The sequence below is a fragment of the Streptomyces sp. iso_384 genome (assembly GCF_056172905.1).
Window position 1 is genome coordinate 7857495 of sequence record NZ_JBWBTT010000001.1, and the last position, 23953, is coordinate 7881447.

Here is a 23953-nt window from a genome sequence, read left to right on the forward strand (position 1 = left end):
CGAGATCGATCGGTGGGCACGGCTCCCGGGCGGCGGATGCTTGGCGGTATCGAGGCCGCCCGGGGGCCGGTCAGCGGCGTTTGGCGTTGGACGCGCTCAGGGAGCGCAGGACGACCGCGCAGACGGCGACCGATGCGCTGGTGACGGCGACCGCCAGGAGCAGCGAGACCAGGACGGTGCCGACGACCAGGACGACGGCAGTACCGGCACCGACGAGCGCGACCGCGGTGCCGGGGGTGAGCTGGACGACCGGACGGGACGGCCCAGGGGCGGCGGCGGGTGCCGGGGCAGGCGTGCCCGGCGTGATGGTGGTCGGCTGGACGACGGCGGGCGGGGTGACCAGGCCCGAGGGCTGCGGCATGGTCGGGATCTTGGGCTGGAACATGGGTGGTTCTCCTCTCCCGAGCGCGGGTTACTTGACGGCGGTATCGATGACGGAGGCGAAGAGGCTGTCGGCGAGGAGGTAGCCGCCGAGGAGGAGCACGCAGATCAGCCACACCGGCGGGCGGAAGAGCTTGATGCCGAGGTAGCCGACGACCAGCAGGGCGATCCAGAGGGGGACATCCATGGACGCTGTCTCCTAACGGACGGTGCAGCGGTGGGTACGGGCGGCGAGTTGGGCGGCGGTCCGGCTGGAGTAGTCGGCGGACCAGCCGCAGCGGTCGGCCGTGCAGACGGCGGCGTGGGCGGTGCGGCCGGTGCGGTCGCGGTGGGTGCCGATCTGCACGGGGCCGATACGCATCAGGGAGTGGAAGCTGTCGCGGGCGGGCATGCCGGTCAGCCCCTGTCGGTCGTCGGGTCGGTGTACTGGGTGCGGATGCTGCGGGCGGTGGCCGGGTCGTCGACGCGCCGTGCGGCTTCCTCGGCGAGCAGGTGGGCGAGGAAGGGACGTCCGGCTGCGGCCATCTCACGCGCTCCGTCGAGGTAGTCGGCCGCGGTCAGGTCGGCGGGATCGTGGGTCATCTCAGTTCTCCTTTGCGGTCAGCTGAGGCGGGCGGCGATGGCGTCGGCGAGGTGGGGCGGAACGCCGAGGCGGGAGCGGAGGGTGTCGGTGTCGATCGGTGATCCGGTGCGGGTGCGGTACTCGTCGGCGACCTTGCGGGCGTGGTCGATCAGCACGGCGGGAACGGGCGGATCCGGGGACGGGGCCGGGGGCGATGACAGGGCCGTTGTCGCAGGGGGCTCATTGGTCTGGGATGGGATCGGGGCGGCGTCAGGCACACGCGCCGGCCCGACGTTCTTCGTCTCCGTGACGGCGGCTGGCGGAGCTGGCTCCGGCCTCCCCGACGAGTGGGCGAGGAGAGTGCCACCGAGGAAGGCGAGTGCGGGCCATCCGGCGATGCCGAGCCGGAGCAGGGCCGGCGGGTCGGCCAGGTCGAGGAACCCGGCGGTGGCGACGTTGGCGCCGAGCGACGCGAACAGGGCGATCAGGAACCAGCACCAGGCCAACCGGGACGGGCCCTCGCTGCGCAGCCGACGCCAGGCGGCGACAAGGAGCAGGTCGACGCTGACCGGGTAGGCCCATGCCTTCCAGCCGTCCTGTCCGGCCGCGGCGGCGAGGTCGTGCAGGTGGGCGAAGGACAAGGCTCCGGCGATGACCGCCTGAATCAACACCGCGTCGATCCGGAGACCGTGCCGGGCGCCCATCAGAAGTCCTCAGCGGGGTCGGAGTCGTCCGGGAACGTGCCCGGCGGCGGCTCCGGCAGCGACACGGCGAGGGACGGGCTGACGACGTCCACGAAGTCTAGGTCGGCGCCGGCCATGTCGGCATACAGGGCGAGTTGGCCGAGCAGAAGCACGGTCCGGGCGAAGTCCTCGCAGTCGGGGCACATGGCGGTACTCCCTTCTCTGGGCATGGCAGTGGTAGGGACTCGGCGCGAAGACGGTCACGCCTACCGGGTGGGGGGAGAGATCACGCGGTGGCCGGAGATGCCTTCGCCGACGGCACAAGCTCGGTGGCGGTACCGGTGGTGGGCCGGAAAGTGGCCAGCTCGGGCAGGTCCGGGGTCCTGTCGGCGTACCGGTTGCAGAGGTTCACGGCCTGGCGGAGCGAGGTGTGCGGAGCGCGGATGCGGTGCCAACCGCCGGACGAGTCTCCCGCGATAGCAAGGCCTCGCAGTTCGGCGGGAATCTGGATGGCGGCGAGGACCGCGTCCGGGGCGATGTCGCCGAAGGCCATGTTGGCGGAGGTCTCGTCGTTGAGGCGGTGAGCGGTGCGGCCGGTGAGTTGGGCGCGGAGCATGGTGATGCCCTTGCCGAGTTCGGAGCCGAAGCGCTGTCCGCAGATTTCGAGGTATATACCGGCGGCGCGACCGAGCTGCGCGAGACGGCCCAGGGCGGTGATGATGCGGTCCCGCCGCTTCTCCTCCTCCTTCGTTGCGTACAGAGCGAGTTCGGCCACCTCATCGACCAGGACGACGACCGGGGTCGGGCGGAGCTCATCAGGCAGGTCCCAGATGTCGGCGGCGATCTCCGCGTCCGGTACATCGACGGTGATGCGCTGCTGGGTACGGATGAGGCGGTAGACGTCCGCCATTCGCACCACGAGTGCATCGAGGAGTTCGGCAGCGGTGTCCGGGCTGTCGGCCAGCGCTGAGAATCGGCGCGCCAGCGGGAAGAGTTCGACCCCTTGCTTGCAGTCGATGCCTACGAGGGCAACGTCCAGAGGAGCAAGGCCGGCGACCAGGTTGCGTTGGTAGACCGACTTGCCGGACTCCGTGGCGCCGAGCGTGAGGGCGTGAGGTATCGCGCGGTAGTCGCGGTAGTGCACCGACCCGTCCTCCCGAAGGGCGACCGGTACCCGCATCGCCCGGGTCTCCGACTCAGCAGGCATCTGCACCCGCTTGAGCACGTCGTACCCGGTCATCCGCACCTCGACGACACCGGACCGCACCTCACGCGAGGTCACGCCGAACATCGAGAACGAGTGCCGAAGCCGGTCCGAGGCCGCAGCGATGTCGAAGACGTCTTGGCCGGGACGGAGCTTGAGTCGGAGGACCAGGCCGGTACGAGTCGGCCGCAGTCGCCGGATACGCGGTGGGCGGGACTCAGGTATCGGCCGGTTGGTGGCCCGAGCCAGAGATAACCGCCACCGCACCGGCGGAACGGTCAACCCGCACGCGTCCATGACCGAGCGGTACCGGACCAAGACCCGCAGCGCGGCCAGGGTGACCCCGAAGGCCAGCCAGTACCAGGCGGGCCGCCGCCACCGCAGGAGACCCGCAGCGGCGACGACCAGCACCAGAGCGACCGTGAAGGCGGTCATGATCAGGCCGCCTTCGACCCTGCGGCGGCGGCGACGTCGGCGAGCGAGGTGACCGCGACCGCGCGGAACGCGATGCCGTGCCGCCGCTGACCGTTGAAGTCGTTCTCCCACGGACGGGCGACCAGGCCGGTGAGCGCGACCGGCGTGCCCATGGCCAGCTCACCGGTGATCCCGGGCTCCGGAACGGTGACGGACAGGATTTCCACCTCCTCGTTCGCCGCGAACATCACGTCCACGGTCATGAGCTGAGCACCGGTCTCCATGTCGGTGGCGATCTCACCGGTGCGGCGGTCACGGACCTTGACCTGCGGAACCTTGGCGACCATCACGACAGCGCTGGAGGTGTCGACGGGAATCTGACGCACAGCAGATCACTCCTCTATAGATGCTGGACTCCGCCACTCATGTATATGAGTGACATGAAGAAGAGTGCATGACTCCTGTACATGAGTCAACCCGCCGCGAAGTAGAACTCGCGAGGGGTTGAGGGAAGTTGAGCGGACGTCAGTCGTCGGCAGGGATCCGATACTCGAAAACGAACTGGTCAGCGGCCATGAGCGTGTCGCACACCTCGACCACCCGACCCGCAGTCGTACGCGCCTCCCGGATCAGGTGGACTACAGGCGCACCGGGACTGAGCGCCAGTTCCGACGCCTCCGACTTCGAGGCCGGTCGTGCTTGCAGCGTCTCGACGAACTCCGCGAACTCATGCCCGTGGTCTTCGAGTCGGGCGTAAATGCCACCGCCCCCGGGGTTCTCGGCGAACAGCTCGGGGATCTCCTTCACCACGTCCCAGGGCAGGTACGACGAGGCGGTTTCCACCGGGGTGCCGTTGCGGAAGTAGAGACGCCGGCGGGCCAACACCTGCGTACCGGCGGGAACGCCCAGGCGCTCGGCGGCGTCCTCGGGCGCGTCCATGGGACCGATGTAGAGGACGCTGACTTTCGCGGTGGCGCCGGACTGTGTGGACTCCGCGAGGTAGGCGGCCTGGCCACCTTGCCGGAGCGAGCGCCGGAAGCGATCGGAGGAGCGGTGCCTTACAGGGGGCCGGTTCTTGACGATCGAGCCCTTGCCATGCCGGGTCTCGACGAGCCCGCTCGCCCGTACCTCGACCATGGCCTTACGGATCGTCCCGCCGGAGACGCCGTAGCGATCCACCAGCTCGGATTCGCTCGGCACCATGTCGCCGGCCTTGAGAACCCCCGCCCGGATCTGCTGCACGAGGTCATCAGCGATCTGCACATACCGAGGACCGGAACCGGCCCCTCCCGCCGCAGTTCCCATAGTCCTTCCCTGCCTCCTATGCTCCTCTACATGAGTCAACCACAGGCAGCGGCACCCACTCCCCTGCACTCCGTGTCCGTCGCCGGAGTAGTGGTGCGCGAGGACGGCCGCCTCCTGGCGATCCGCCGAGCCGACAACGGCACCTGGGAGCTCCCCGGCGGCATCCTCGAACTCAGCGAGACACCCGAGGCCGGCGTTGCCCGCGAGGTCTGGGAAGAGACAGGCATCCACGTCGAGGTGGACCAGCTCACCGGCGTCTACAAGAACACGACCCGAGGCATCGTCGCCCTGGTCTTCCGATGCAAGCCCTCCGGCGGCACCGAGCGCACATCAAGCGAGTCGACAGCCGTCTCCTGGCTCACACCCGATGAGGTCAGCGAGCGCATGGCCGAGGTCTACGCGGTCCGCCTCCTGGACGCCCTGGACGGCAACGGCCCTCACGTGCGGAGCCACGACGGCAAGCAGCTCATCACAGCGGGATAAGACTTTCTCTACTTCATCAAGGCACCCGGCTGCGCTCCGCTCCGCCGGGCGCGCTTCCCGGCTCTGGCTGCGCCCGCGCTCCTGCCTTCGGCCCGCTCGGCGCTGCCGCCGCCGACGCGCGCCCGCAGTGGATAGGCCCGTGGGGCATGAGACGAGAACCAAGCCCGCGGCTTCACGACGATGCCTCCGGCGGGGGCGCTCAGACTCCGGGATGGGAGGGGCACCGTTCGCGAGTGCCGGCCGGAGCGGGGCGAGCGTCGTGGGGCTCCCATCCCGACCACCTTCGACCCAGGCAGAGCCGAGCAGTCGCGGCCCAGGGCGTCAAGGTCGTTCGTACAGTGGCGCGCTCCACCTTGACGCCCTGAACCACGACCGCTCCACGGAGTGTGGGTCGAAGGCGGACGGGATGGGAGCCGAGGTGAGTGGTGGGTTGAGAGAGCCTAAGCGTGGGGTGTTGGCACTCTGAGTCATGTAGCAGAAACGGACTCAACCTCCTGATCGGCATGCCAAGATTGAGACTGTGTCGTCATCAACAGCCTCAGCGCCAGAAGCCCAGAGCTTCTTCGTAGTTCAAGGTTGCAAGCTCCATCGCAGATCCGCTGAACGTCTCTGGCGTGCAGTTCAAGACGGATTGCTACCTGATGCAAATGTTGAGGTTTCGACTCGAAGATCTATTACCACCCTCACAGCGCACTCGCTCAGCGATCTCGCTGACGCCGTGGAGGTTTCAACGGAGCCCGGTGACCCCGAGTTGCTGGACAATTTGACCCTCTCTGCGCGTGACAAGTGGCAGCAATCCAAGCCGACCAATAGCGTCAGGGTGAATATTACTGATACAGGGCGAGTCCAATGCCTTGTTTCGGGCGACCCGAACTGGGTTCGCGGTCGAGTGGCGGCGCTTAAGCCGCTACTTGAAGAATTGCGACCCTTCAAGCTTGGAATTTGGTACGGTTCCAGATGGACTTTCGCGTCATGGAGCATATCGATTTGGGGGCTTCTTTCGTCGATCACGCTTACTGCCATTCCTGACGATACATTTTCCGTCCGTACGCTAATTATCGCGCAAATTTCCTCGGTCATATTCTTTGCAATAGCCGGGTATTCTGCCGGTGGTGCGATAACGAGGAGCGCGCGAGTTGCGATTTGGCTCCGCCGCGATGACTTTCCTGATTCTCGTTGGCGTTTGAGCGGTGCGGAAGTCCTGACCATCGCCATCGCGGCCCTAACTTTGGCTGCCACGATAGCCATTGGGGTAATCACGCATAGCGACGCAAAAATTGACAGGGGTGCATCCGTGATATCGCGGATGGCTTGATGCAGAGGGGAGATCGGTACCGCAGAGAAGTACCGCAACCCCAGTAGCCGCCCCCCCTACGACACAACCTCTCCGGGGCCTCGTAGCGGCCGGTATGGCCGTCGTTAACTGATCCGGCTAGAGCTACGGATCAGAAGATCTCATACATCAATCGCGCCGGACGTCGGCGCATAGCAACGCCCCTGTCCGGCCGTCGCATCAGATAGCGGTTGAACGCGGTCGCCATCTGTCGCGACTGGCCTGCCCAAAAGGGTGGGCAGGCAGATGGTCACCCATGAGCGCTTACATGCCGATAGCAGTCGCTACCTCGGTGTACCGGTAGTACGGGTTTTCTTCTGGCACCTGGCTCCGGACGCGGGTGATGAAGTCACTCCAAATACTATGATCGTTCGGCCGCAAGTGTTGTGTGCTTCGATACAGAGTTAGGGCATTTTGCGGCATATCGGAGGCCATTAGGCATTGGACGTTATCTGTCCACGCGACGAGCAGGGCTTCCAACTCCGGCTTCTCTAGGTATTGAGCACAAGGCAGGACGGCGAACCGCGTCAGGATCTCAGCCATCCTAAAATTGGACGAAGCATCAGAGTCAAGAACATTCGGCAGGTATTTAGTGAAGTACCTGCCGGGGCGGAGGCTGATCACGTTGGCCTGCCGTGCACCCTCAAGCTTAGTAAACGTATCCTCGAGAACCGGTATAGTGTGGCGGACTTCATCGATTCCTACCAGGGAGAGCAGACGGTATTCATCGGCCGTGAGGGGCGCGTCACGTTTCGTCGGGATACTTGCGATGAGCCCCTCGATCTGCCCCTTCAGCGGCTCTGCAACAGCACTCCAGAAAAAATCGATGTCGCCCAATCGGGCTACGGATCGAATCTGAACGAGGCGAGGCCTGTCCCCTAGCCTCTGGGTGACCTTGCTCATGTATTGGGCAACCAGGCTTCGATCGCGCTCGGCGAAGAGACGGAGGCAGTCAGCCATTCGATCCGCCACCTCTTCAGCTCCAGGCGGATCCGGGAGCCCATCGGGCTCCAGGCCGGCCACCCTGACCGCGACATCGACGATCTGGCGACGGACGGTAGGTTTCACCTGGTCAAAGAAGGTATGAGTCAGGAAGTCGCGGCTGCCAGTGAATGCCGGATCAGCCACGTGAGCAGTGAAGCGGTCCACAACCTTGCGGCCCTGGCTTGGCGGATGGACGAGGAGACCTTCGACCGCCGCCGCCAGGTGTGCGCGGGCGTACTCAAGAGTGGGCGCGTAGAAGTCACCAAATGGACGCAGTGATGGATGAGCGCATAGATGCCGGTCTTCTCTGAGCCGCTGCAACTCGCGCTCCTCCACGAAGTCGAGGAGTTCCAACTCTCTCGCCTTGGATAGCAGCGATCCTTCGACTTCCTGCATGGCTTTAACATCGTTGCGCTCGCGCGCAGCATCAATCTTTACAACCATTGCAGTTGCAGCGCGTTCGCCATCCTCGCCCAGCCGACGCAACTTGTCGATGAGGTCAGAGGCGACTGCCCCCCAGGTGAGAATGATGCACGCACGTGCGGATCCCGTGGTGTAGCTGCGATAGGCCTCAGCTGCCAACGGGCGCACATCGGGGTTCCAGATACGCCCGAGGCTCTCTTCTAGATCCAGCATGGTCCCTCTCCTCCTGACACGGTCGTCCTGAGAACTTAGTGTGGCAGTCGGGAGTCTGGCGAGGACGTTGCGAAGGAGCGAGTTGAGCTGTGAGGTTACGCGCCGGTCCCGTTCCAGATCGAGCGGTCAGCCACGGTCAGTTGGAAAGCACAGCGGCGGACCTGATCTTGCTGCCGACTATCGCGTTTTGAATTCAACCTTTCCAGTGCTCATGCGAAAGTTCCCGTTGGAGTAGAGGGTGGGGCGCGCCTCGACGTGGTTTCCGCTGTACTTCTCGACATGCCGGATCTGGGCACCGCCGGGAACGGTAAAGTCGATCAAGGCGATGGCGACCCAGTAGGACAAGTTTCGGTTGCTGAACAGTGGCACCGTTACGCTGGAACCACGCCCGTCAGTGACAACTGCCCGGGCACCGTAGGACTTGAACGAACCGGCCCCATTTTCCACCGCGCTGTAGGCACACAGAAGGACGTAGCCCTGAAGATCAGGGCGACGGATCGTTATCGTCTCGCGGCCCGGCACCCGGGAGTCGCCGTCCAGGGCAATGTAGGGCGGTGCGAAGGGCGATCCGAGCTGGCGGTAGTAGACGACCTGATCTGACTTGCTCGGGCGCTTGCCAGGTAGAGAGACAAGGCTTCCAGGGACATAAAGGGCGTACAGGTCAAGGTCCGCGCCAGCTTGTCTTCGAGTTGCGCTTCCACCGTCCCATTCGAGCGTGACCGTCACAACAAGGCTTGGGTCGTCCTTGCGCATGTCAATAGTCGCCTGGCCGGCCTTGGTGAGAGCCACTTTGCCCAGCGGGGTGAGAGAGCGAGTCGGTGTCGTCATCAGCGGGACTGGTGCACCCCCCGGCGGCACGTTCGGTGGGGAGGCGGGTGGAGGCGGCGCAGCCGCCTGCCGGGTGTGTGCCGCAGACGCCACAGACGGAGATTGCGCCGTGGAAGGCCCGGGGTCGTCTACAACGATGCCGAAGTCAGAGGCCAGGCCGGCCAGACCCGTGTCCCACCCCTGACCTACCGCCCTTGCCTTCCAATCGCCTGCCCGTCTGTAGAGCTCAACGAGAATGACCACTGTTTCCCGGTTCGTAAGTGGCGGCGGCGCAAACGCAATCCGGGCGCTCCCACACTCGATGACAGCGTGAGGGGTGTTGTTCGCATAGAAGTGAGTAGCCGACAGCTCAGGGTCAATGCTCGCGACGACTGCAACACGGTTCACCGTCGCAGGGACCGCGGCCAGATCCGCAACAACCGTCTGCCCGCTCAGCACGATCCCATCTTGCGACGAGTGGTTGTAGAAGACCAGATCGTCATCACCCCGCACCTTGCCGTCCTGCCCGAGGAGCACAGCAGATACGTCGATGCCCGTAGTGGGCGAGGTGAGGGTGACGCGGCAGAGTGCTGCGGTCAAGACAGCGTTGCCGCCTTTGGCAAGACTAGTAGTCATAGGTGCCCTCCCACTGTGATGGGGACATCGTGCTCCCCTCACCCGGTTCGTGTAGGACAAACAGTGATTTCCTGCGGTGAGGGCCTCCAAGGTGATCATGTTCCTGAGAGGGCAGGGAGCACTGACCGTTCGACCGCCTTCCTCAGTCTGCGTCCGCATCAGACCTCGGCAACGGCCGTTCTGGCGCAAGCAGCACTATGTGGGCATGGGCATGCGGCACGAGTGGGACAGGTCGCTGGGGCCACATGGACCCGCACGAGAAGTAGCGTTCGGTCTCGCCTCTTCATCCGAGGCAGAGTCAATAGGTTCGAGCCAGATGGTGGTCACGGTGTCGGGCGAAGCGCGACGGGGAGGGAAACCAAGCTGTGCTCAGGTTCCCCTCCCCGCGCAGAGGATGGCCGCCTTCGGCCTGTCGTAATGCCGCCGCGTCTTCAGATTCGGTGAGGTCCGCTCTCCATCAGAAGATGCCCGCGACTTGCCGCGACGCGCAGCACGTCTCTCAGTGCGCCTGTCAGGTCGTAGCCCAGCTGGCGCAGGTCAGTCAGGTTCGTGCCCCGGTCGTCGAGAGTCTCCAAGGCCTCTTCCACCAGGACGGTCGCCGTGCCGAGTTGGATCGCTTCGATGCTGTCAGCGAGGCGGGACATGTAGCCGTCCGGGTCGTCGGTGCTCAGGTAGCAGGGCTTGTCCCCCGGGCCCGACCACGGGAGGAGCCGGAGCTCGTTCGGTGTTGTCATCCTTGGGTTGGCCTCTCGTTGAGCATGTGGTGGGCGGTGAAGACGGCGTCGACTCGGTCTCCCGGAAAAGCCAGGAGCGCGGCTTCAACGACACGTCCGGTGGCGTCGGTGGCGATGCGGGTGATCGCGAGAACAGCCATGCTGTTCCCGATCCGGAGGGCCGACGCTTCGTCCGGGGTGGGAGAGCGGGCGGAGACCGTCTCTCGGATGGTGGCTGGCGACGGGCCGAGGACGGCGAAGCGCGTGGCTGCCTCCTGGCACACGGAGTCGTCGTCGAGGACTCCGGCCGGGGCCAGGTCGCGCGGGATGTAGATGCGGGCCAGGCCGTGCGGTGACCCGTGTTCGAGGCTGAGGCACGTGTACTCCGCGAGAGGGCTGCCCGTCGGCACTTTCAGCAGCGTCGTCAGGTGCACGGAGGCCGGAACCGTGGTGCTGCGAACCGTGATGCGCAACGTTGGCTCAGCGGCGGTCCAGGGGTCCAGCGTGCCCCAGCCGCCGACGTACATGATCTTGCGGCGGGGGTGACGGACGTAGTTGCCCTTGCCGTGGATCTTCTCGACGAGTCCTTCACCCTGGAGCACGGCGAGAGCGCGCCGCAGGGTCACCGTACTGACCCTGTACCGAGCGGCCAGGCCGGCTTCGGACGGGAGGCGTTCGCCAGGCTTGATGCTGCCCGTTGTGATCTGGTGGCGTAGGTCGTCGGCGATGTCGTGATGGCGTCGGTGCACGGAGCGGGTCACCGCCTTCTCAGCAGTCGCAGGGCGGTGAGCCGGGTGCGGGCGTGTATGGCCAGCAGTTCGCCCGACTCGAAGACCAGTTGCTTGGCCCCCTGGGGGAGCTGGAAGAGGTCGTTCACTCGGCAGGCCTGACCGCCGAGTTGGATGATGTCGCCGCGCTGCACGGTGGCCGCAGTGACTTCGACGGGGTAAACCAGTGCACCGCCGGGGGCCGGGACCCTCATGCCACCACCTGCACGGAGAAAGACGGGTCGGAGGTCGAGTGGCACGGGCAGATGCACACCTCGTAGATCACCGGCACGTCGTCCGTCGTCGCAGGCGGGGACGGCTCGATGCAGGAATGGTGCGTCCCGATCCAGCAGGCGATAGAGCGGTAGGGGACGGAAGCCGTGCCCGTTGGGTGCGGTTGTCGGCGAGAAGGCATCATCGGGCCCCCGCGAAACCCGACCAGGCATCGGTCGGCAGGTGCGGGGCGACGAGTACCGTGCGCGTCCGTGCCCGCTGCTCTTCCCACGCCAGCAGGTACGGACGGACAAGCTCGACGTCCTCTCCCCTCAGCGGGTACCGGTGGACCGTGCCGACCGGAGCCCTCCCAAGGCCGACGGCCGAAGCGTCAGCGGGCGCGGGGCAGGTGAGAGGGACCAGAGGCCGGGAGGGCGTTAAGGGGCGGCGGTGCCGACCGTTGGGGAAGCACCGCGCTCTGGTGCGCGAGATGGCTCGGCGGATACGGTTGAGCATGCTGTTCAGCTCCTATCGCTGATAGCCCGGTCCCCCGACGTCGCCTGTCGTGGGGACCGTTTTACGTACGACCGCCCATAAGGTGCGGCCGTTCAAGCTGGTGGCCGCGAGCCCGAATCGATCGGCATCGGCCACCGCGTCCAGGACCTCCCGCCATGAGTCGGCGGAGAGCGTGTCCGGTACTTCTGCCTCGACCGTCGTGAACTGGGTGTCCTCCTCCACGCGCGGGCGGAGGCCAGCGGCAGACAAGCGGGCGGCGATGGCCGCCGCGGTGACTTCCGAAGCGGACACAGCGCACCCTCCGTTGCCAGCGGTCACTTTCAGTGAAGCTAGTTAACTAGATTAGAGCTAGTGGACTAGATTTTCCATATGTCTGAGCAACCGCCGTACCTCCGGATCGCCGACGAACTCCGGCAGCGCATCGCGGAGCACGTCTGGGAACCGGGCGACCGCCTCCCATCCCGTGCCCAGATCGGCCAGGAGTGCGGCGTGGGCGAGAACGTGGTGCGCAGGGCACAGGAGTTGCTGATCTCCCAAGGCGTGCTGGAAGGCCGGGCCGGATCGGGGACCTACGTCGCCGAGCCCCGGGAGCGCGTGAGAGTCGTCCGGTCGTCGGCGCGTGAGCAGCCCAGCGGATCCCCGTTCCGCCAGGACATGAAGGCCCTTCGCCTACAGAGCGACTGGGAGAGCCGGACCGACGCGAAGGTGCCTGCCCCGGCGGAGATCGCGACGCGGCTCGGGATCGCCGAGGGCGAGCTGTGCGTGCGGACGACGTACGAGTTCCTTGCGGACGGGAAGCCAGTCCAGTTGTCGACGAGTTGGGAGCCGTACGCCGTCACTGGCGAAACCCTCGTCGTTCTCCCCGAGGGAGGGCCCCACGCGGGGGCCGGGGTCGTGAACCGCATGGCCGAGATCGGAGTCACCATCAGCCACGCGGTGGAGCAGCCCGAACCCAGGCACGCGACCGCCGAAGAAGCATCGCTACTCGGCATCCAGAAAGCCGCACTCGTGACGCACATCCGGCGGACGTACTACAGCGACGACGGCCGCCCCGTGGAGACAGCGGACATCGTGGTGCCCGCAGCGCACTGCGAGATCGTCTACGAGATCCCGATCAACCGCTGACGATCCGACCCCGGCAGCTCCAAAGCCGTGCCCCAGCCGTGCCCCCCGCGTGCCCCTTCCGTGCCCGACAGAGCGGGAAACCAGGGGGAACAGCGGTGCCCGGCAGGGAGCGGGCATGGCGAAGGCCCCCGACCATACGTACTGGTCGGGGGCCTCTCGCCTGCGGTGGGTGTGGGATTTGAACCCACGGTGACATCGCTGCCACGACGGTTTTCAAGACCGTTCCCTTAGGCCGCTCGGGCAACCCACCCCGCGTCGGCGGTCCCGTCGCTGTGCAAGCCGATGGGCCGTCAGGCCCGGGTGGGACCGGTCGACGCGTGGGACAGCCTAGCCGGTCAGCTGTCGCCCTCGCGCTGGCCCAGGGTGACTTCGGCCGTGGCCGTCTTGCCGTCGCGCTCGTACGTCAGGGTGACCTTCTCGCCCGGCTTGCGGGTCCAGATCTCGCCGATCAGGGTCGGGCCGCTGTCGATCACGGTGTCGTTGAACTTCGTGATCACGTCGCCCGCCCTGAGGCCCGCCTTGGCCGCCGGGCCGTCCGGGGTGACGGCGGGGGTGCCGCCCGCGCCCTCCGCGGAGATGGCCGCGCCGCCCGTCTTCTCCTCCATCGTCACCGTCGCGCCGATCACCGGGTAGACCGGCTTGCCGGTCTTGATCAGCTGCTCGGCGACGTTCTTGGCCTGGTTGATCGGGATCGCGAAGCCGAGGCCGATGGAGCCGGCCTGGGACTGGCCGAGGCCGCCGCCGGTCGACTGGATCGCGGAGTTGATGCCGATGACCGCGCCCGTCGCGTCCAGCAGCGGGCCGCCGGAGTTGCCCGGGTTGATCGAGGCGTCGGTCTGCAGGGCGCTCATGTAGGAGTTCTTGTTGCTCTGGCCGTCCCCGGAGGCCACCGGGCGGTTCTTCGCGCTGATGATGCCCGTGGTGACCGTGTTGGACAGGCCGAACGGCGCGCCGATCGCGATCGTCGAGTCGCCGACCGCCACGCTCTCCGAGTTGCCGAGCGGGAGCGGCGTCAGGCCCGCGGGCGGGTTCTTCAGCTTCAGGACCGCCACGTCGTAGCCCTGCGCCCGGCCGACCACCTCGGCGGCGTACTTCTTTCCGTCGGAGAAGGTCGCCGACAGTTCGCCGGACTCCGCGGCGGAGGCCACCACGTGGTTGTTGGTGAGGATGTGGCCTTCCTTGTCGTACACGAAGCCGGTGCCCGTGCCGCCCTCGCCGTCGCCGCCCTGCGCGTCGATGGTGACCACGCTGGGGAGCGCCTTCGCCGCGACTCCGGCCACCGTGCCCGCCGGACGCTTCAGGTCCCTCGGGGTGTCCGACGCCGAGATGGTCGTCGAGTTGCCGGAGGAGCCGTTGTCGTTGCGGTCGGCCGCCCAGTAGCCGAGGGCGCCGCCGATGCCGCCCGCGACGAGCGCGGCCACGGCCACGGCCGCCACCAGACCGCCGGCCCGGCTCTTGCCGTTCTTGCCGCCCGCGGGGTCCGTGCCGGGCGGGACCGGAGCGCCCCAGACCGGGCCGTGGCCGCTGCCGTTGCCGATTCCGCCGGACGCGTGACCGGACGCATGACCGGCGTCCCCGCCGGCGTACGACGGGACCGCGGGCGGGGGCGGCGGCCATGAGGCGGCGCCCGCGGGGAGTTCGGACGTCGCGCCGTACTCGGGTGCCGCACCGTACGGGGAATGCTGCGGCGGCTGCGGCGGCGTCGGGTGCGCGCCCTGGGCGTACGCGGGGGCGGCCGGAGACGCTGGGGCGGCCGGAGCGCCCTGGTGCGTGGGGTTGTGGCGCGGCGCTTCGGCGTGCGCCGGGACGCCCGCACCGGGGGCGCGCGGGGTGGTCTCCGGCGCGTCGGTCTCGTGCACGGGAAGGCGTGCGGTGTCCTGCGCGGGGTCGGGCGCCGTCTCGGGTGCCGTCCCGTGCGTGACGTCCTGGGCTGCGGCCGGGGCCGGGGCCGCCGGCGGCGGCGGCGTGGCTCTGCCGGTCGCCTGTTCAGGAGTGTCGGCCGGCACGGGAGGTGCTGACGGAACGGGCGGCACGGCCGGTACCGCGTGGTCCTCGTTGCCCTCGTTCTCGGTGCTCACAGCTCTTTACTCCTCGGTTCCACTCGGCATCCAGTCGGCGTTCGGCAAGAAATCCGCTGTGCACGTGTCTACGGTCAGCTTTTCCCACAACACGTCGGGCCACTGTAAGCAGGACCTGTGCATCCGCACACCAATCTTTACATCCGACAAAACAGACCTCCAGGGTGACATGTGCTCAGCCACCCCCGCGGCGGTGACACCATGGCGCGGGTGACCCACGCACGGCAGCGCAGCGCGCACACCTCCATCCAGGTCATCGCCCACCGCGGGGCCTCCGACGACGCCCCCGAGCACACCCTGGCCGCCTACCGCAAGGCGATCGAGGACGGTGCCGACGCACTGGAATGCGATGTCCGGCTCACCGCCGACGGCCAGCTCGTCTGCGTCCACGACCGGCGGGTGAACCGTACGTCCAACGGACGCGGCGCCGTGTCGGCCCTGGAGCTCGCCGACCTCGCCGCCCTCGACTTCGGCTCCTGGAAGGACCGCGAGGAGTCGCCCGACTGGGATCCGGTGCCGGGCGAGCTCACCTCCGTACTCACCCTGGAACGGCTGCTGGAGCTCTTCACCGAGGTACGGGCCACCGGGCGGCAACTGCAGCTGGCCATCGAGACGAAGCACCCCACCCGGTGGGCCGGACAGGTCGAGGAGCGGCTGCTGCAGCTGCTGAACCGCTTCGGGCTGGCCGATCCGCCCGCCGACGACCCCTCCCCCTCGCCCATCCGCGTCATGAGCTTCTCCGCCCGCTCCCTCCACCGCGTCCAGGCGGCCGCGCCGACGCTGCCCACGGTCTATCTGATGCAGTTCGTCTCGCCCCGGATGCGCGACGGGCGGCTGCCCGCCGGGGCCCGGATCGCGGGGCCCGGCATGCGGATCGTGCGCGGCCACCCCGGATACATCGAACGGCTGCACCGGGCGGGGCACCGGGTGCACGTGTGGACCGTGAACGAACCGGCCGACGTCGAGCTGTGCGCCGAACTCGGCGTCGAGGCGATCATCACCAACCGCCCGAAGCAGGTTCTGTCCCAACTCGGCCGCATTTAGTACGGATAAGGGCCCGCCAAGCCTCCGACCTCGGCCGTTACGGGGTGTGCACCGGCGCATTCGCTGCGCGTCCGATCGTTACGAGTGCGTCACCGGCAGCGCATTGGCCGGTTTCCGGTCCAGCCCCGTGGGGCATCCAACCCGTGGCGTGGGGCAAAGGAGGTCTCGGGGGTGGCGTTGGTGGTGGCACAAGAGGTGCCCGCGTCGTCGAGCATGGCCATTCCTCATGGCCCTGCCGGCGTGGGGCAGGCACGACACCGGATGCGTGAGCAGTTGCGCGGCAACGGGGTGTCGGACGCGGTCGTCGACGACGCTGTTCTGATCCTTTCCGAACTTCTCAGCAACGCCTGCCGGCACGGCAGGCCGCTCGGCCGGCAGACCGACGTCGGCGACGGCGACATCCGCGCCGCCTGGCGGGTGGACACCGGCGGCGCGCTCACCGTGGAGGTCACGGACGGCGGAGGCCCGACCAGGCCGGTTCCGTCCACCCCTTCGGTGACGGCACGCGGCGGCCGGGGGCTCAACATCATCAGCGCCCTGGCCCAGGAGTGGGGCGTACGGGACGACTCCTCCGGCGAAGTCACCGTCTGGGCCCTGGTTTCCGCGAAGAAGCCGCCCGGCATCGGCGGCAGCGGCAGCGGCAGCAGCAGCAGCAGCAATGGGAACGGCTCCGACGCGAACGGCGTGCGTGCGAACGGGGCCGGCGGGCTCACCGGGTTCGAGGGCCTGGACTTCTCCGAGGCCTTCGACGACGTGGGCTGAGAGCCGGCGCACAGCCGGAGCGCACAGGGCTCCGCGCGTACGTGGGCGGGGCAGGGCTCCCCGGGCGGCTAGGCTCGCGCCGAGTCCGCACTGTCGCAATCGGGAGAATGCCCACCATGGCCAAGAAGCGCCCTCAGTCCAAGGCCGGGAAGCAGCAGCTCAAGGACGGTGAGATTCCGGTCGTCGGGGCCCGTGAGCCCTGCCCGTGCGGATCGGGCCGTCGTTACAAGGCGTGTCACGGACGCGCCGCCGCCCAGGCCGTGACCGAGCTCGTGCACCGCCCCTTCGAGGGACTCGCGGGCGAGTGCGACTGGGTCGCGCTGCGCGAGCTGGTGCCCGCCGCCACGGTCGAGCTGACCCTCAAGGACGGGCTGCCCGAGGGAGTTCCGTCGGTGACGCTCGCCACGGTTCTGCCGATGGCCTGGCCCGCGCTGCGCCGCGACGACGGTTCCGTCCTGCTCGCCCTGCAGAACGACACCTCCTCCGGTGACCTCAGCCGCGACCTCGCGGACACCCTCCAGCGCGCCCTGGAGGCCGAGCCCGGCTCCCCGGTCGCCGCCCGCCGCGTACCGGCCGACGGTCCGCGCCTCCAGGACCTCCTCGCCCCGGACGCCGCTTTCGAGCCGGACGTGCACTCCGGGTTCGAGTTCTGGGTGCCGGACGCGGAGAACGCCACGCCGGAGGTGTCCGCATCGCTGGAGCGCGCGAACGCCGCCGCGATCCCGACGACCCTGCTGTCCGGAGTCGACGCCGCGTACTGGTGCGAGACCCCGGAGAAGAACCATCTGCGCTGGGTCATGCCGCACCCCGAGGAGCAGCTCCTCGACGCGCTCGCCCGGCTGCACGCCGCGGGCACCTCCTCGCTCGGCGACGACACCCGTCTGGTCGGCTCGTTCCGGGCGCACGGGCTCGTCGTCCCCGTCTGGGACCTGCCGAGCTCGATGGGCGCCGAGGCGTGCGAGAAGCCCGCCGTCGCGTTCGCCGAGCGACTGGCGACGGCGCTCGCGTCCGACGCCCCGCTCACCGCCGAGGAACGCCGCGCCCGGGGCGGTCTCACCAACCGCCAGGTGACCCTCAGCTGACAGTGACGACCGGGCGCCGCAGACGGTGACCCGCGTCACAACTCGCCGTACTCGTAAGTAAATCGGCGTCCCTACAGGCGAGATCGAATTTGCGAACGGCAGATCTCTTGTTACGGTTCTAGAAGCCCGGTCGCTGGTGCATCCCCCGTCGCCAGCGACCGGGCGTCCTCGTTTCCGGCTGCGGCCCGCCCTGTAGACACCCCCGGGCGCGGCGACCGTACGCCCCCCTCGCACCCCTCTTGGCCCGCCCCGGTCAGTCCTCGGCGCGCGGTGCACGCTCGGATCCGGCGCGCAGCAGCAGCGGCACCTCGTCCGCCGGCCCCGCGCCCATGAACTCCGCGACCGCCGTCGTGGACCGCAACGCGCCCGAGGTGGGGATGCGCGGCGTCTCGCAGACACCGGGCTCGTCGTGCGCGGCCGGCGCGCAGTGCAGCTGCACGGTCCGTCCGGCCGGGCCCATCAGCGTGAGGACGGACCGGAGTTCCTCACCGGTCGCGTTCCGGTAGTACGTACGCGCCCAGCTCTCGCCGTCCTGGGTCATCACACAGGTCTGCGCCTCGACGCCCTCCGGTGCGACCAGCTCGGGGCCGCACCGCGCCACCGCGCCCGTACGATCAAACTCGGGCGGTGAACCGGCTTCCGCGCTCATTCTCGACGGCGATTTCGGCAAGGTCGAAGAATGCGCGTCGGCAGTGCCTTCGCCGGATAGACCATCAGAAACCTTTGGCCTGAGCATTTCTGGCGATCCGCCAGATGATTTCGCGTCGGCCGGTGCAGCGGATGGACCAAAGGCCGGGTCAAAGGACGGGTCGACGACGGGATCCGCGGAAGCGACCAGCGGGACGAGACACCCGAACACCACGGCTCCCGTGAGACCGATCATGCGGAGATTCATGGTGGCCCCACCTGGCGACTGCGCGGAATTCCTGAGGACGGGGCGACGATATCGGCAGAATGCGCGCCGCCGGGCCGCCCGGCACCCGTTTACCGCGGATCCGGTCCGGCTCACACCCGTTCGAGTGAGCCGGACACCTGCCCTTCCGGTCCCGAGGCGTCAGTGGGCGAGCCGGCTACCGCCGCCCGGGGCGCCGGTGCTCGCCTCGACCAGGGCGTCCAGGACCGCTTCGACGTCCGGGAGCCAGGGCGCCGCGGCCGCCGGGGCCTCGCCCTTCGTCCGCCCTCGGGACACCGGGGCGGCGGCGGAGGCGCCGAGCGGTGCGGGGGGCCGTTCCCAGCGGACCTGGCCCGCGCCGGTACGGGACGGCGGCAGGACGAGGTAGCCGCCCTCGCCGTGGAACCGGAGCGAGCTGGGCACCCAGTCCTTCGCGTACAGCAGTTCGCCGAGCCGTTCCAGGGAGTACGGGGCCACCAGCAGCGACCATCGGGTGGGCGTCGCCACCACGGGGCCGAGCCGCATGCCGAGGACGTCGAGGGCGCTCAGCGCTCTGGCGGCGGCCACGGCGGGCAGGCTCACCGCGCAGGGCGCCCGGCCGCCGGTCGCCAGCATCACGGGCGCGGCGGGGCGGTTGGCCCACCACCAGCGCACCATGCGCTCGTCCGTGGTGGCCGCCAGCAGGCCGGGCTCGAAGGGGTGTGCGCCCGGTACGGCGCAGTCGGGTTCGGGGCAGGCGCAGCCGAGGCCGCCGCTCTCGCCGTCCGGGTTGGCCCGCGCCGTCCCCACTCCGGGGACCACGGGCCATTGCCATACGGTGGCGCAGGTCAGGGCCGCGTCGAGCCGGGCGGTCCCCTCCTTGCGCCGGAGCCGGAGCCTGCGTCGCCTTCCGAGGATCTCGCGCATGAGCGCTCGTTCCTTTCCGTTGAACGCCGAGTCCACATGACAGCACGCGTGCGTGACACCACGTGCGTATCTCTTCGCTGTGCGTACGTGCTCATCAGTTCTGCGGTACGGGCGTGCCGTCGATACCGAGCGTGAGCCGAGCCGAGCCGAGTGGAACCGATCCGAATAGAACCGATCAAGAACCGATCTGGGGTGGAACAGAGCCGAATCGAGCAGAGTCGAGCGGAGTCGAACCGAACGGGGCCGAACGGACCGAGCGGATCGAACTGACCGAGCGGGTCGTGCTGCCCTGGCGGAGTCGTGCGGGTCGAACCGAGCGGGTCGAGCCGGGCCGGCGGTCGCTGGGCGAGGGTGGCATCTGCCTCGCCCGCCGTCGCCGGTGGGAACCCCGCCGTCCGGGGCGGGGCGTCACCTTCACGGGTAAGGACGCCGGAACCCGCTGCCGGGTTCCTTGGCGATCACAACCGCACCCGCGCATCACCGTTTACGTACCCAGCATGCCCGGAATGACGCTCCTCCGGCGACTTGACCCCGGAGGTACCCCTGTTGAGCAGCCCCAGTCGATCGTAAATAGCGTCCATAGGGTGCATTTTTTGGCCAAGTTAACCGACACTGGGAGGGCACGAATCGCCCGGCTCCCGAAGGGACAATGCTGGACATCGGGTTACTTGTGCGTGTACATGTGGATGCATTGATAGTGGCGCAGAATCACATGGGGGTTTGCGATGCTATTCGACGAATCGCACCGGTCGGAAAGCTGGCTGCCATGAGCGCCCCACACCTGCCGAAAGTGGCTGGAATCGATCCAGAGGATCCGGTTTCAACGCACACTCCCGCTCCTCTGACGGAGGTCCCGGGACCGCCCGGAGCCTTCATCCAGGACCGGCTGGCGGGCTGGGTCTCGGACCTCACCACCCTCCACGAACTCACCGAGCGGCTGGCCGGTACGAGCACCCTCGACGATGCCCTGAACGAGCTGCTGCGCGCCGGAGCCGCCCTCGTCGGCGCCCGCCGCGGGCTTCTCGCTCTGGAACCGGCGCACGGCGAAGGCCCTTCCGCCACCCTCGGCCTCGGCCTCTCCCACGCCGAGCTCGGACACATCGAGACCGTGCCCCGCGCGGCCACCGCCCTCGGCCGCGTCCTCGACGGCGCGCCGGGCACCGCCGACGGGGTCGCCAGCCCCGACCTGCTCGGCGAGCAGGACCTGGATCCCCGGCACCGCGAGGTGGCCGTCCGGCTCGGTTACGCCGCGAGCTACGCCCTCCCGCTCTTCTCCGAGGCGGCCGGCCGTCTCGGCGCGGCCGTCTGGCTCTACGACGAACCGGCCGAGCCCGCACAGAAACAGCGCCACCTCGCCGGCCTCTACGCCCGCTACGCCACCGAGCACCTGGCCCGGCTGATCGAGCTGGAGCGGGCCCGCGCGGACGTCGCCGCAGTCGCCGAGGAGCTGCTGCCCAGCCGGCTGCCCCGGATCTCCGGCGTCCAGCTCGCCGCCCGGCACCGCACCGGCCCCCGGGGCGGCGGCGACTGGTACGACGCGCTGCCGCTGCCCGACCGCGCGCTCGGCCTCGCCGTCGGCTCCGTCGGCGGATCCGGGCCGAGCGCCATGGCCGCCATGGGCCGGCTGCGCGCCAGCCTGCGGGCGTACGCCGTGATGGAGGGCGAGGACCCCGTCGCCGTACTCTCCGACCTGGAACTGCTGCTGCGGCTCACCGAACCCGCGCGGACCGCGACCGCCCTGTTCGCCTACTGCGAGCCCGCTGCCCGCAAGGTCGTGCTGGCCGGGGCCGGGCACACCCCGCCGCTGGTGCTGGGCGAGCGGCGCTGCGAGTTCGTCGAGACCACGCTCTCCGCCCCGCTGGGGATGCTCGCCTGCTGGGAGGCGCCGAGCGTGGAGTTCAGCCCCGCGCCCGGAGAAACGGTGCTGCTCTACACGGACGGGCTGCTGCGCCGCACCGGGGACCCGATGGACCGCGCCTTCGCCCGGCTGCACTCCGCCGCCGCTTCCGTCCCGAAGGCGGGCCGGAACGATCCTGCGGGCGTCGCCGATCACGTCCTGCGCACGATGCTCCCCGACGGCCTCGACCGGACCGATTCCGCCGAGGACGTCGTGATCCTCGCCGCCCACTTCGACTGACCGACCGGCTCGGCCGCCCACCTCGACCGCCCGCCTTCACCGGTGTCGACAGCTCTCTCCGGTAACAGGTCCTTCGGCCCTGGGCCCCCTTCCGTACGCCCGTACGATGGGTGATGGTCCAGTGTCGTATCAAGGAGAGACAAATCGTGTCTGAGGAGCTCATTCCGGAGAACCCGGAGCAGGAGACCGAAGAGAACGAAACGGCGGAACCGGTCAAGCAGCGGAAGAACGGCCTGTACCCGGCCGTCTCCGACGAGCTCGCCGACAACATGAAGTCGGGCTGGGCCGACACGGAACTGCACGACCTCCAGCCGATCGCCCAGGCCGAGCACACCGCCGCCCGGCGCGCCGCGCTCTCAGCCCGCTTCCCCGGCGAGCGCCTGGTCATTCCCGCGGGCAACCTGAAGACCCGCTCCAACGACACCGAGTACGCCTTCCGCGCCTCCACCGAGTACGCGTACCTCACCGGTGACCAGACCCAGGACGGCGTGCTCGTCCTGGAGCCGACCGGCGACACCGGCCACGAGGCCACCATCTACCTGCTGCCGCGCTCCAACCGGGAGAACGGCGAGTTCTGGCTCGACGGCCAGGGCGAGCTGTGGGTGGGCCGCCGCAACTCCCTCACCGAGGCCGAGCAGCTGCTGGGCATCCCCGCGAAGGACGTCCGCGAGCTGGCCGCCGCGCTGACCGAGGCCACCGGCCCGGTCCGTAACGTGCGCGGCCACGACGCCTCCATCGAGGCCGCGCTCACCGACAAGGTGACCGCGGAGCGCGACGAGGAGCTGCGCGTCCACCTCTCCGAGGCCCGCCTCGTGAAGGACGCCTTCGAGATCGCCGAGCTGCAGAAGGCGTGCGACGCCACCGCGCGCGGCTTCGAGGACGTCGTGAAGAGCCTCGACAAGGCCGAGGCGACCAGCGAGCGCTTCATCGAGGGCACGTTCTTCCTGCGCGCCCGCATCGAGGGCAACGACATCGGCTACGGCTCGATCTGCGCCGCCGGTCCGCACGCCACCACCCTGCACTGGGTCCGCAACGACGGCGCCGTCCGCGCGGGCGAGCTGCTGCTCCTGGACGCCGGCGTGGAGACCAACGACCTCTACACCGCCGACGTGACGCGCACCCTGCCGATCAACGGCACGTTCTCGCCGTTGCAGCGCAAGATCTACGACGCGGTGTACGAGGCCCAGGAGGCGGGCATCGCCGCCGTGAAGCCCGGCGCCGACTACCGCGACTTCCACGACGCCGCGCAGCGCGTGCTCGCAGAGAAGCTCGTCGAGTGGGGTCTGCTCGGCGACCTGTCCGTGGACAAGGTGCTGGAGCTGGGCCTCCAGCGCCGCTGGACCCTGCACGGCACCGGCCACATGCTCGGCATGGACGTCCACGACTGCGCCGCCGCGCGCACCGAGACGTACGTCAACGGCACGCTGGAGCCGGGCGTCTGCCTGACGGTCGAGCCCGGTCTCTACTTCCAGGCCGACGACCTGACCGTGCCCGAGGAGTACCGGGGCATCGGCGTCCGGATCGAGGACGACATCCTCGTCACCGAGGACGGCAACCGGAACCTCTCCGACAAGCTGCCCCGCCGGGCGGACGAGGTCGAGGCCTGGATGGCCCGGCTGAAGGGCTGACCCCGGACGCGTATCCGCACGCGCACCAGCGCCGAGGGCGCGCTGCTCACTACACCGTGAGCAGCGCGCCCTCGCGCCATTTCAGGACCTTGTCGAAGCTCACCACCGCGCCGCGGCCCGGCCGGTTGCCGAACTGGACGTGGTCGGAAAGCTGCTGGATGAGGTCGAGACCCCGGCCGCTCTCGGCTTCGTTCTGCGGGGAATGCGCGGCTGGGCGAAGCGCGCGCCGGGCGGGAAAGCCCGGCCCCGAGTCGCTGACCTCGATACGGCATTTCTCGCCGTCCAGATAGGCCGTGACCCGGTACTGCCCGGAGTCCGCTGCAGGACGTCCCCACCCGGAATCCCCGGGCTCCCCGAGAGCCGTCCGGTCGCCGCCGTGTTCGACGGCGTTCGCACAGGCCTCGCTGAGCGCGACCGACAGGTCGAAGGAGATGTCCGGATCCACCCCCGCGGTTTCCATGGTGCCGAGCAGAAAACGACGGGCGAGCGGCACGCTCGCAGCCTCGCGCCGCAAATGGAGAGACCACCAGATGCTCATCTTTCAGCCTCCTGGCTGCGGCTCGACGTATCGATACGTATTGCCGCCCTCGGCACTTCGTAAGCACGGATCGGGTGGGAGAGCCCTCATTCGGCGGATGTGGATATTCGGCCGCCCGGTGTAT

The 23953-nt window shown here is 68.6% G+C and carries 27 protein-coding genes and 1 tRNA gene; 8 read left to right on the plus strand and 20 right to left on the minus strand.

The window, feature by feature from the left end:
* Positions 1 to 70: 70 nt before the first annotated feature.
* From AC0VY3_RS35670 to AC0VY3_RS35710, 9 genes are all read right to left on the minus strand, one after another.
* Positions 71 to 385 (minus strand): SpdD-like protein, encoded by a 315-nt coding sequence (locus AC0VY3_RS35670; RefSeq protein WP_475551572.1) that lies wholly within the window; start codon positions 383 to 385, stop codon positions 71 to 73.
* A gap of 27 nt (positions 386 to 412) precedes the next feature.
* Positions 413 to 568 (minus strand): hypothetical protein, encoded by a 156-nt coding sequence (locus tag AC0VY3_RS35675; RefSeq protein WP_010060553.1) that lies wholly within the window; start codon positions 566 to 568, stop codon positions 413 to 415.
* A gap of 12 nt (positions 569 to 580) precedes the next feature.
* Positions 581 to 772, minus strand: a complete 192-nt coding sequence (locus tag AC0VY3_RS35680) for a mobile element transfer protein (protein ID WP_475551573.1) — start codon at positions 770 to 772, stop codon at positions 581 to 583.
* 5 nt (positions 773 to 777) lie between these two features.
* Positions 778 to 963 carry a hypothetical protein gene (locus tag AC0VY3_RS35685; RefSeq protein ID WP_475551574.1) on the minus strand — a complete coding sequence of 62 codons (186 nt, stop codon included), beginning with the start codon at positions 961 to 963 and terminating at the stop codon, positions 778 to 780.
* A gap of 18 nt (positions 964 to 981) precedes the next feature.
* Positions 982 to 1647, minus strand: a complete 666-nt coding sequence (locus tag AC0VY3_RS35690; protein WP_475551575.1) for a DUF2637 domain-containing protein — start codon at positions 1645 to 1647, stop codon at positions 982 to 984.
* The gene (locus AC0VY3_RS35695) at positions 1647 to 1832 is read right to left on the minus strand and encodes a hypothetical protein (protein WP_326593040.1); all 186 of its coding nucleotides are present in this window, start codon (positions 1830 to 1832) and stop codon (positions 1647 to 1649) included. The genes AC0VY3_RS35690 and AC0VY3_RS35695 overlap by 1 nt, the downstream gene beginning before the upstream one ends.
* Before the next feature lie 80 nt (positions 1833 to 1912).
* Complete coding sequence (locus AC0VY3_RS35700; protein ID WP_475551576.1) at positions 1913 to 3265, minus strand: FtsK/SpoIIIE domain-containing protein; 1353 nt, start codon at positions 3263 to 3265, stop codon at positions 1913 to 1915.
* Between the two features lie 2 nt (positions 3266 to 3267).
* Positions 3268 to 3630 (minus strand): SCO3933 family regulatory protein, encoded by a 363-nt coding sequence (locus tag AC0VY3_RS35705; protein WP_475551577.1) that lies wholly within the window; start codon positions 3628 to 3630, stop codon positions 3268 to 3270.
* 139 nt (positions 3631 to 3769) lie between these two features.
* A complete protein-coding gene (locus tag AC0VY3_RS35710) occupies positions 3770 to 4549 on the minus strand; it encodes a GntR family transcriptional regulator (protein WP_030579276.1) in 780 nt (259 codons plus the stop codon).
* Between the two features lie 18 nt (positions 4550 to 4567).
* Here AC0VY3_RS35710 and AC0VY3_RS35715 point away from each other — a divergent pair, with 18 nt between their 5' ends.
* Both AC0VY3_RS35715 and AC0VY3_RS35720 read left to right on the plus strand, forming a co-directional pair.
* Entirely contained in the window at positions 4568 to 5032 is a 465-nt protein-coding gene (locus AC0VY3_RS35715) for an NUDIX hydrolase (RefSeq protein ID WP_475551578.1), read from the plus strand.
* 718 nt (positions 5033 to 5750) lie between these two features.
* Entirely contained in the window at positions 5751 to 6347 is a 597-nt protein-coding gene (locus AC0VY3_RS35720) for a hypothetical protein (protein WP_475551579.1), read from the plus strand.
* A gap of 282 nt (positions 6348 to 6629) precedes the next feature.
* On the opposite strand, the gene AC0VY3_RS35725 is transcribed toward AC0VY3_RS35720, so the two are convergent.
* From AC0VY3_RS35725 to AC0VY3_RS35750, 6 genes are all read right to left on the minus strand, one after another.
* Positions 6630 to 7985: a hypothetical protein gene (locus AC0VY3_RS35725; RefSeq protein WP_475551580.1), complete on the minus strand. Its 1356-nt coding sequence runs from the start codon at positions 7983 to 7985 to the stop codon at positions 6630 to 6632.
* A 177-nt stretch (positions 7986 to 8162) separates the two neighbouring features.
* A complete protein-coding gene (locus tag AC0VY3_RS35730; RefSeq protein ID WP_475551581.1) occupies positions 8163 to 9428 on the minus strand; it encodes a TerD family protein in 1266 nt (421 codons plus the stop codon).
* A gap of 431 nt (positions 9429 to 9859) precedes the next feature.
* Positions 9860 to 10162, minus strand: coding sequence for a hypothetical protein (locus AC0VY3_RS35735; protein WP_475551582.1), 303 nt, complete (start codon positions 10160 to 10162; stop codon positions 9860 to 9862).
* Positions 10159 to 10902: a GntR family transcriptional regulator gene (locus tag AC0VY3_RS35740; RefSeq protein WP_475551583.1), complete on the minus strand. Its 744-nt coding sequence runs from the start codon at positions 10900 to 10902 to the stop codon at positions 10159 to 10161. The genes AC0VY3_RS35735 and AC0VY3_RS35740 overlap by 4 nt, the downstream gene beginning before the upstream one ends.
* Positions 10899 to 11123, minus strand: a complete 225-nt coding sequence (locus AC0VY3_RS35745) for a hypothetical protein (protein WP_475551584.1) — start codon at positions 11121 to 11123, stop codon at positions 10899 to 10901. The genes AC0VY3_RS35740 and AC0VY3_RS35745 overlap by 4 nt, the downstream gene beginning before the upstream one ends.
* 526 nt (positions 11124 to 11649) lie before the next feature.
* Positions 11650 to 11928, minus strand: a complete 279-nt coding sequence (locus AC0VY3_RS35750; RefSeq protein WP_475551585.1) for a hypothetical protein — start codon at positions 11926 to 11928, stop codon at positions 11650 to 11652.
* Between the two features lie 78 nt (positions 11929 to 12006).
* Here AC0VY3_RS35750 and AC0VY3_RS35755 point away from each other — a divergent pair, with 78 nt between their 5' ends.
* Positions 12007 to 12762, plus strand: coding sequence for a GntR family transcriptional regulator (locus tag AC0VY3_RS35755; protein WP_475551586.1), 756 nt, complete (start codon positions 12007 to 12009; stop codon positions 12760 to 12762).
* A 163-nt stretch (positions 12763 to 12925) separates the two neighbouring features.
* Here the strand turns inward: AC0VY3_RS35755 and AC0VY3_RS35760 are convergent.
* Positions 12926 to 13012: transfer RNA gene (locus AC0VY3_RS35760), tRNA-Ser, on the minus strand.
* Positions 13013 to 13097: 85 nt separating this feature from the next.
* Positions 13098 to 14840 (minus strand): S1C family serine protease, encoded by a 1743-nt coding sequence (locus AC0VY3_RS35765; RefSeq protein WP_475551587.1) that lies wholly within the window; start codon positions 14838 to 14840, stop codon positions 13098 to 13100.
* A 201-nt stretch (positions 14841 to 15041) separates the two neighbouring features.
* Between AC0VY3_RS35765 and AC0VY3_RS35770 the strand changes: the two genes are divergently transcribed.
* The 3 genes from AC0VY3_RS35770 (at position 15042) to AC0VY3_RS35780 (ending at position 17728) form a co-directional block, all read left to right on the plus strand.
* Positions 15042 to 15884 (plus strand): glycerophosphodiester phosphodiesterase, encoded by an 843-nt coding sequence (locus tag AC0VY3_RS35770; protein ID WP_181011029.1) that lies wholly within the window; start codon positions 15042 to 15044, stop codon positions 15882 to 15884.
* An 84-nt stretch (positions 15885 to 15968) separates the two neighbouring features.
* On the plus strand, positions 15969 to 16646 hold the full coding sequence (locus AC0VY3_RS35775; RefSeq protein WP_475551588.1) for an ATP-binding protein: 678 nt from the start codon (positions 15969 to 15971) through the stop codon (positions 16644 to 16646).
* A 116-nt stretch (positions 16647 to 16762) separates the two neighbouring features.
* A complete protein-coding gene (locus AC0VY3_RS35780; RefSeq protein WP_103511455.1) occupies positions 16763 to 17728 on the plus strand; it encodes a DUF5926 family protein in 966 nt (321 codons plus the stop codon).
* Between the two features lie 253 nt (positions 17729 to 17981).
* On the opposite strand, the gene AC0VY3_RS35785 is transcribed toward AC0VY3_RS35780, so the two are convergent.
* Together AC0VY3_RS35785 and AC0VY3_RS35790 are read right to left on the minus strand one after the other, a co-directional pair.
* Positions 17982 to 18377, minus strand: coding sequence for a hypothetical protein (locus tag AC0VY3_RS35785; RefSeq protein ID WP_475551589.1), 396 nt, complete (start codon positions 18375 to 18377; stop codon positions 17982 to 17984).
* 405 nt (positions 18378 to 18782) lie between these two features.
* Positions 18783 to 19526, minus strand: coding sequence for a bifunctional DNA primase/polymerase (locus AC0VY3_RS35790; protein WP_103511457.1), 744 nt, complete (start codon positions 19524 to 19526; stop codon positions 18783 to 18785).
* Positions 19527 to 20175: 649 nt separating this feature from the next.
* Between AC0VY3_RS35790 and AC0VY3_RS35795 the strand changes: the two genes are divergently transcribed.
* The gene (locus AC0VY3_RS35795; protein WP_475551590.1) at positions 20176 to 21663 is read left to right on the plus strand and encodes a PP2C family protein-serine/threonine phosphatase; all 1488 of its coding nucleotides are present in this window, start codon (positions 20176 to 20178) and stop codon (positions 21661 to 21663) included.
* Positions 21664 to 21809: 146 nt separating this feature from the next.
* Positions 21810 to 23291 (plus strand): aminopeptidase P family protein, encoded by a 1482-nt coding sequence (locus AC0VY3_RS35800; RefSeq protein ID WP_103511459.1) that lies wholly within the window; start codon positions 21810 to 21812, stop codon positions 23289 to 23291.
* Positions 23292 to 23340: 49 nt separating this feature from the next.
* Here the strand turns inward: AC0VY3_RS35800 and AC0VY3_RS35805 are convergent, their stop codons facing one another.
* Positions 23341 to 23829, minus strand: a complete 489-nt coding sequence (locus AC0VY3_RS35805) for an ATP-binding protein (protein WP_103511460.1) — start codon at positions 23827 to 23829, stop codon at positions 23341 to 23343.
* Positions 23830 to 23953 lie beyond the last annotated feature (124 nt).

Excerpts from the sequence above, each read along its gene's own strand:
- AC0VY3_RS35695 (WP_326593040.1), bottom strand. The coding sequence starts at position 1,832 with ATGTGCCCCGACTGCGAGGACTTCGCCCGGACCGTGCTTCTGCTCGGC.
- AC0VY3_RS35675 (WP_010060553.1), bottom strand. The coding sequence starts at position 568 with ATGGATGTCCCCCTCTGGATCGCCCTGCTGGTCGTCGGCTACCTCGGC.
- AC0VY3_RS35780 (WP_103511455.1), top strand. The coding sequence starts at position 16,763 with ATGGCCAAGAAGCGCCCTCAGTCCAAGGCCGGGAAGCAGCAGCTCAAG.
- AC0VY3_RS35790 (WP_103511457.1), bottom strand. The coding sequence starts at position 19,526 with ATGCGCGAGATCCTCGGAAGGCGACGCAGGCTCCGGCTCCGGCGCAAG.
- AC0VY3_RS35670 (WP_475551572.1), bottom strand. The coding sequence starts at position 385 with ATGTTCCAGCCCAAGATCCCGACCATGCCGCAGCCCTCGGGCCTGGTC.
- AC0VY3_RS35785 (WP_475551589.1), bottom strand. The coding sequence starts at position 18,377 with ATGAGCGCGGAAGCCGGTTCACCGCCCGAGTTTGATCGTACGGGCGCG.
- AC0VY3_RS35715 (WP_475551578.1), top strand. The coding sequence starts at position 4,568 with ATGCTCCTCTACATGAGTCAACCACAGGCAGCGGCACCCACTCCCCTG.
- AC0VY3_RS35745 (WP_475551584.1), bottom strand. The coding sequence starts at position 11,123 with ATGAGGGTCCCGGCCCCCGGCGGTGCACTGGTTTACCCCGTCGAAGTC.
- AC0VY3_RS35690 (WP_475551575.1), bottom strand. The coding sequence starts at position 1,647 with ATGGGCGCCCGGCACGGTCTCCGGATCGACGCGGTGTTGATTCAGGCG.
- AC0VY3_RS35700 (WP_475551576.1), bottom strand. The coding sequence starts at position 3,265 with ATGACCGCCTTCACGGTCGCTCTGGTGCTGGTCGTCGCCGCTGCGGGT.
- AC0VY3_RS35805 (WP_103511460.1), bottom strand. The coding sequence starts at position 23,829 with ATGAGCATCTGGTGGTCTCTCCATTTGCGGCGCGAGGCTGCGAGCGTG.
- AC0VY3_RS35730 (WP_475551581.1), bottom strand. The coding sequence starts at position 9,428 with ATGACTACTAGTCTTGCCAAAGGCGGCAACGCTGTCTTGACCGCAGCA.
- AC0VY3_RS35795 (WP_475551590.1), top strand. The coding sequence starts at position 20,176 with ATGCTGGACATCGGGTTACTTGTGCGTGTACATGTGGATGCATTGATA.
- AC0VY3_RS35685 (WP_475551574.1), bottom strand. The coding sequence starts at position 963 with ATGACCCACGATCCCGCCGACCTGACCGCGGCCGACTACCTCGACGGA.
- AC0VY3_RS35725 (WP_475551580.1), bottom strand. The coding sequence starts at position 7,985 with ATGCTGGATCTAGAAGAGAGCCTCGGGCGTATCTGGAACCCCGATGTG.
- AC0VY3_RS35710 (WP_030579276.1), bottom strand. The coding sequence starts at position 4,549 with ATGGGAACTGCGGCGGGAGGGGCCGGTTCCGGTCCTCGGTATGTGCAG.
- AC0VY3_RS35755 (WP_475551586.1), top strand. The coding sequence starts at position 12,007 with ATGTCTGAGCAACCGCCGTACCTCCGGATCGCCGACGAACTCCGGCAG.
- AC0VY3_RS35735 (WP_475551582.1), bottom strand. The coding sequence starts at position 10,162 with ATGACAACACCGAACGAGCTCCGGCTCCTCCCGTGGTCGGGCCCGGGG.
- AC0VY3_RS35680 (WP_475551573.1), bottom strand. The coding sequence starts at position 772 with ATGCCCGCCCGCGACAGCTTCCACTCCCTGATGCGTATCGGCCCCGTG.
- AC0VY3_RS35770 (WP_181011029.1), top strand. The coding sequence starts at position 15,042 with ATGGCGCGGGTGACCCACGCACGGCAGCGCAGCGCGCACACCTCCATC.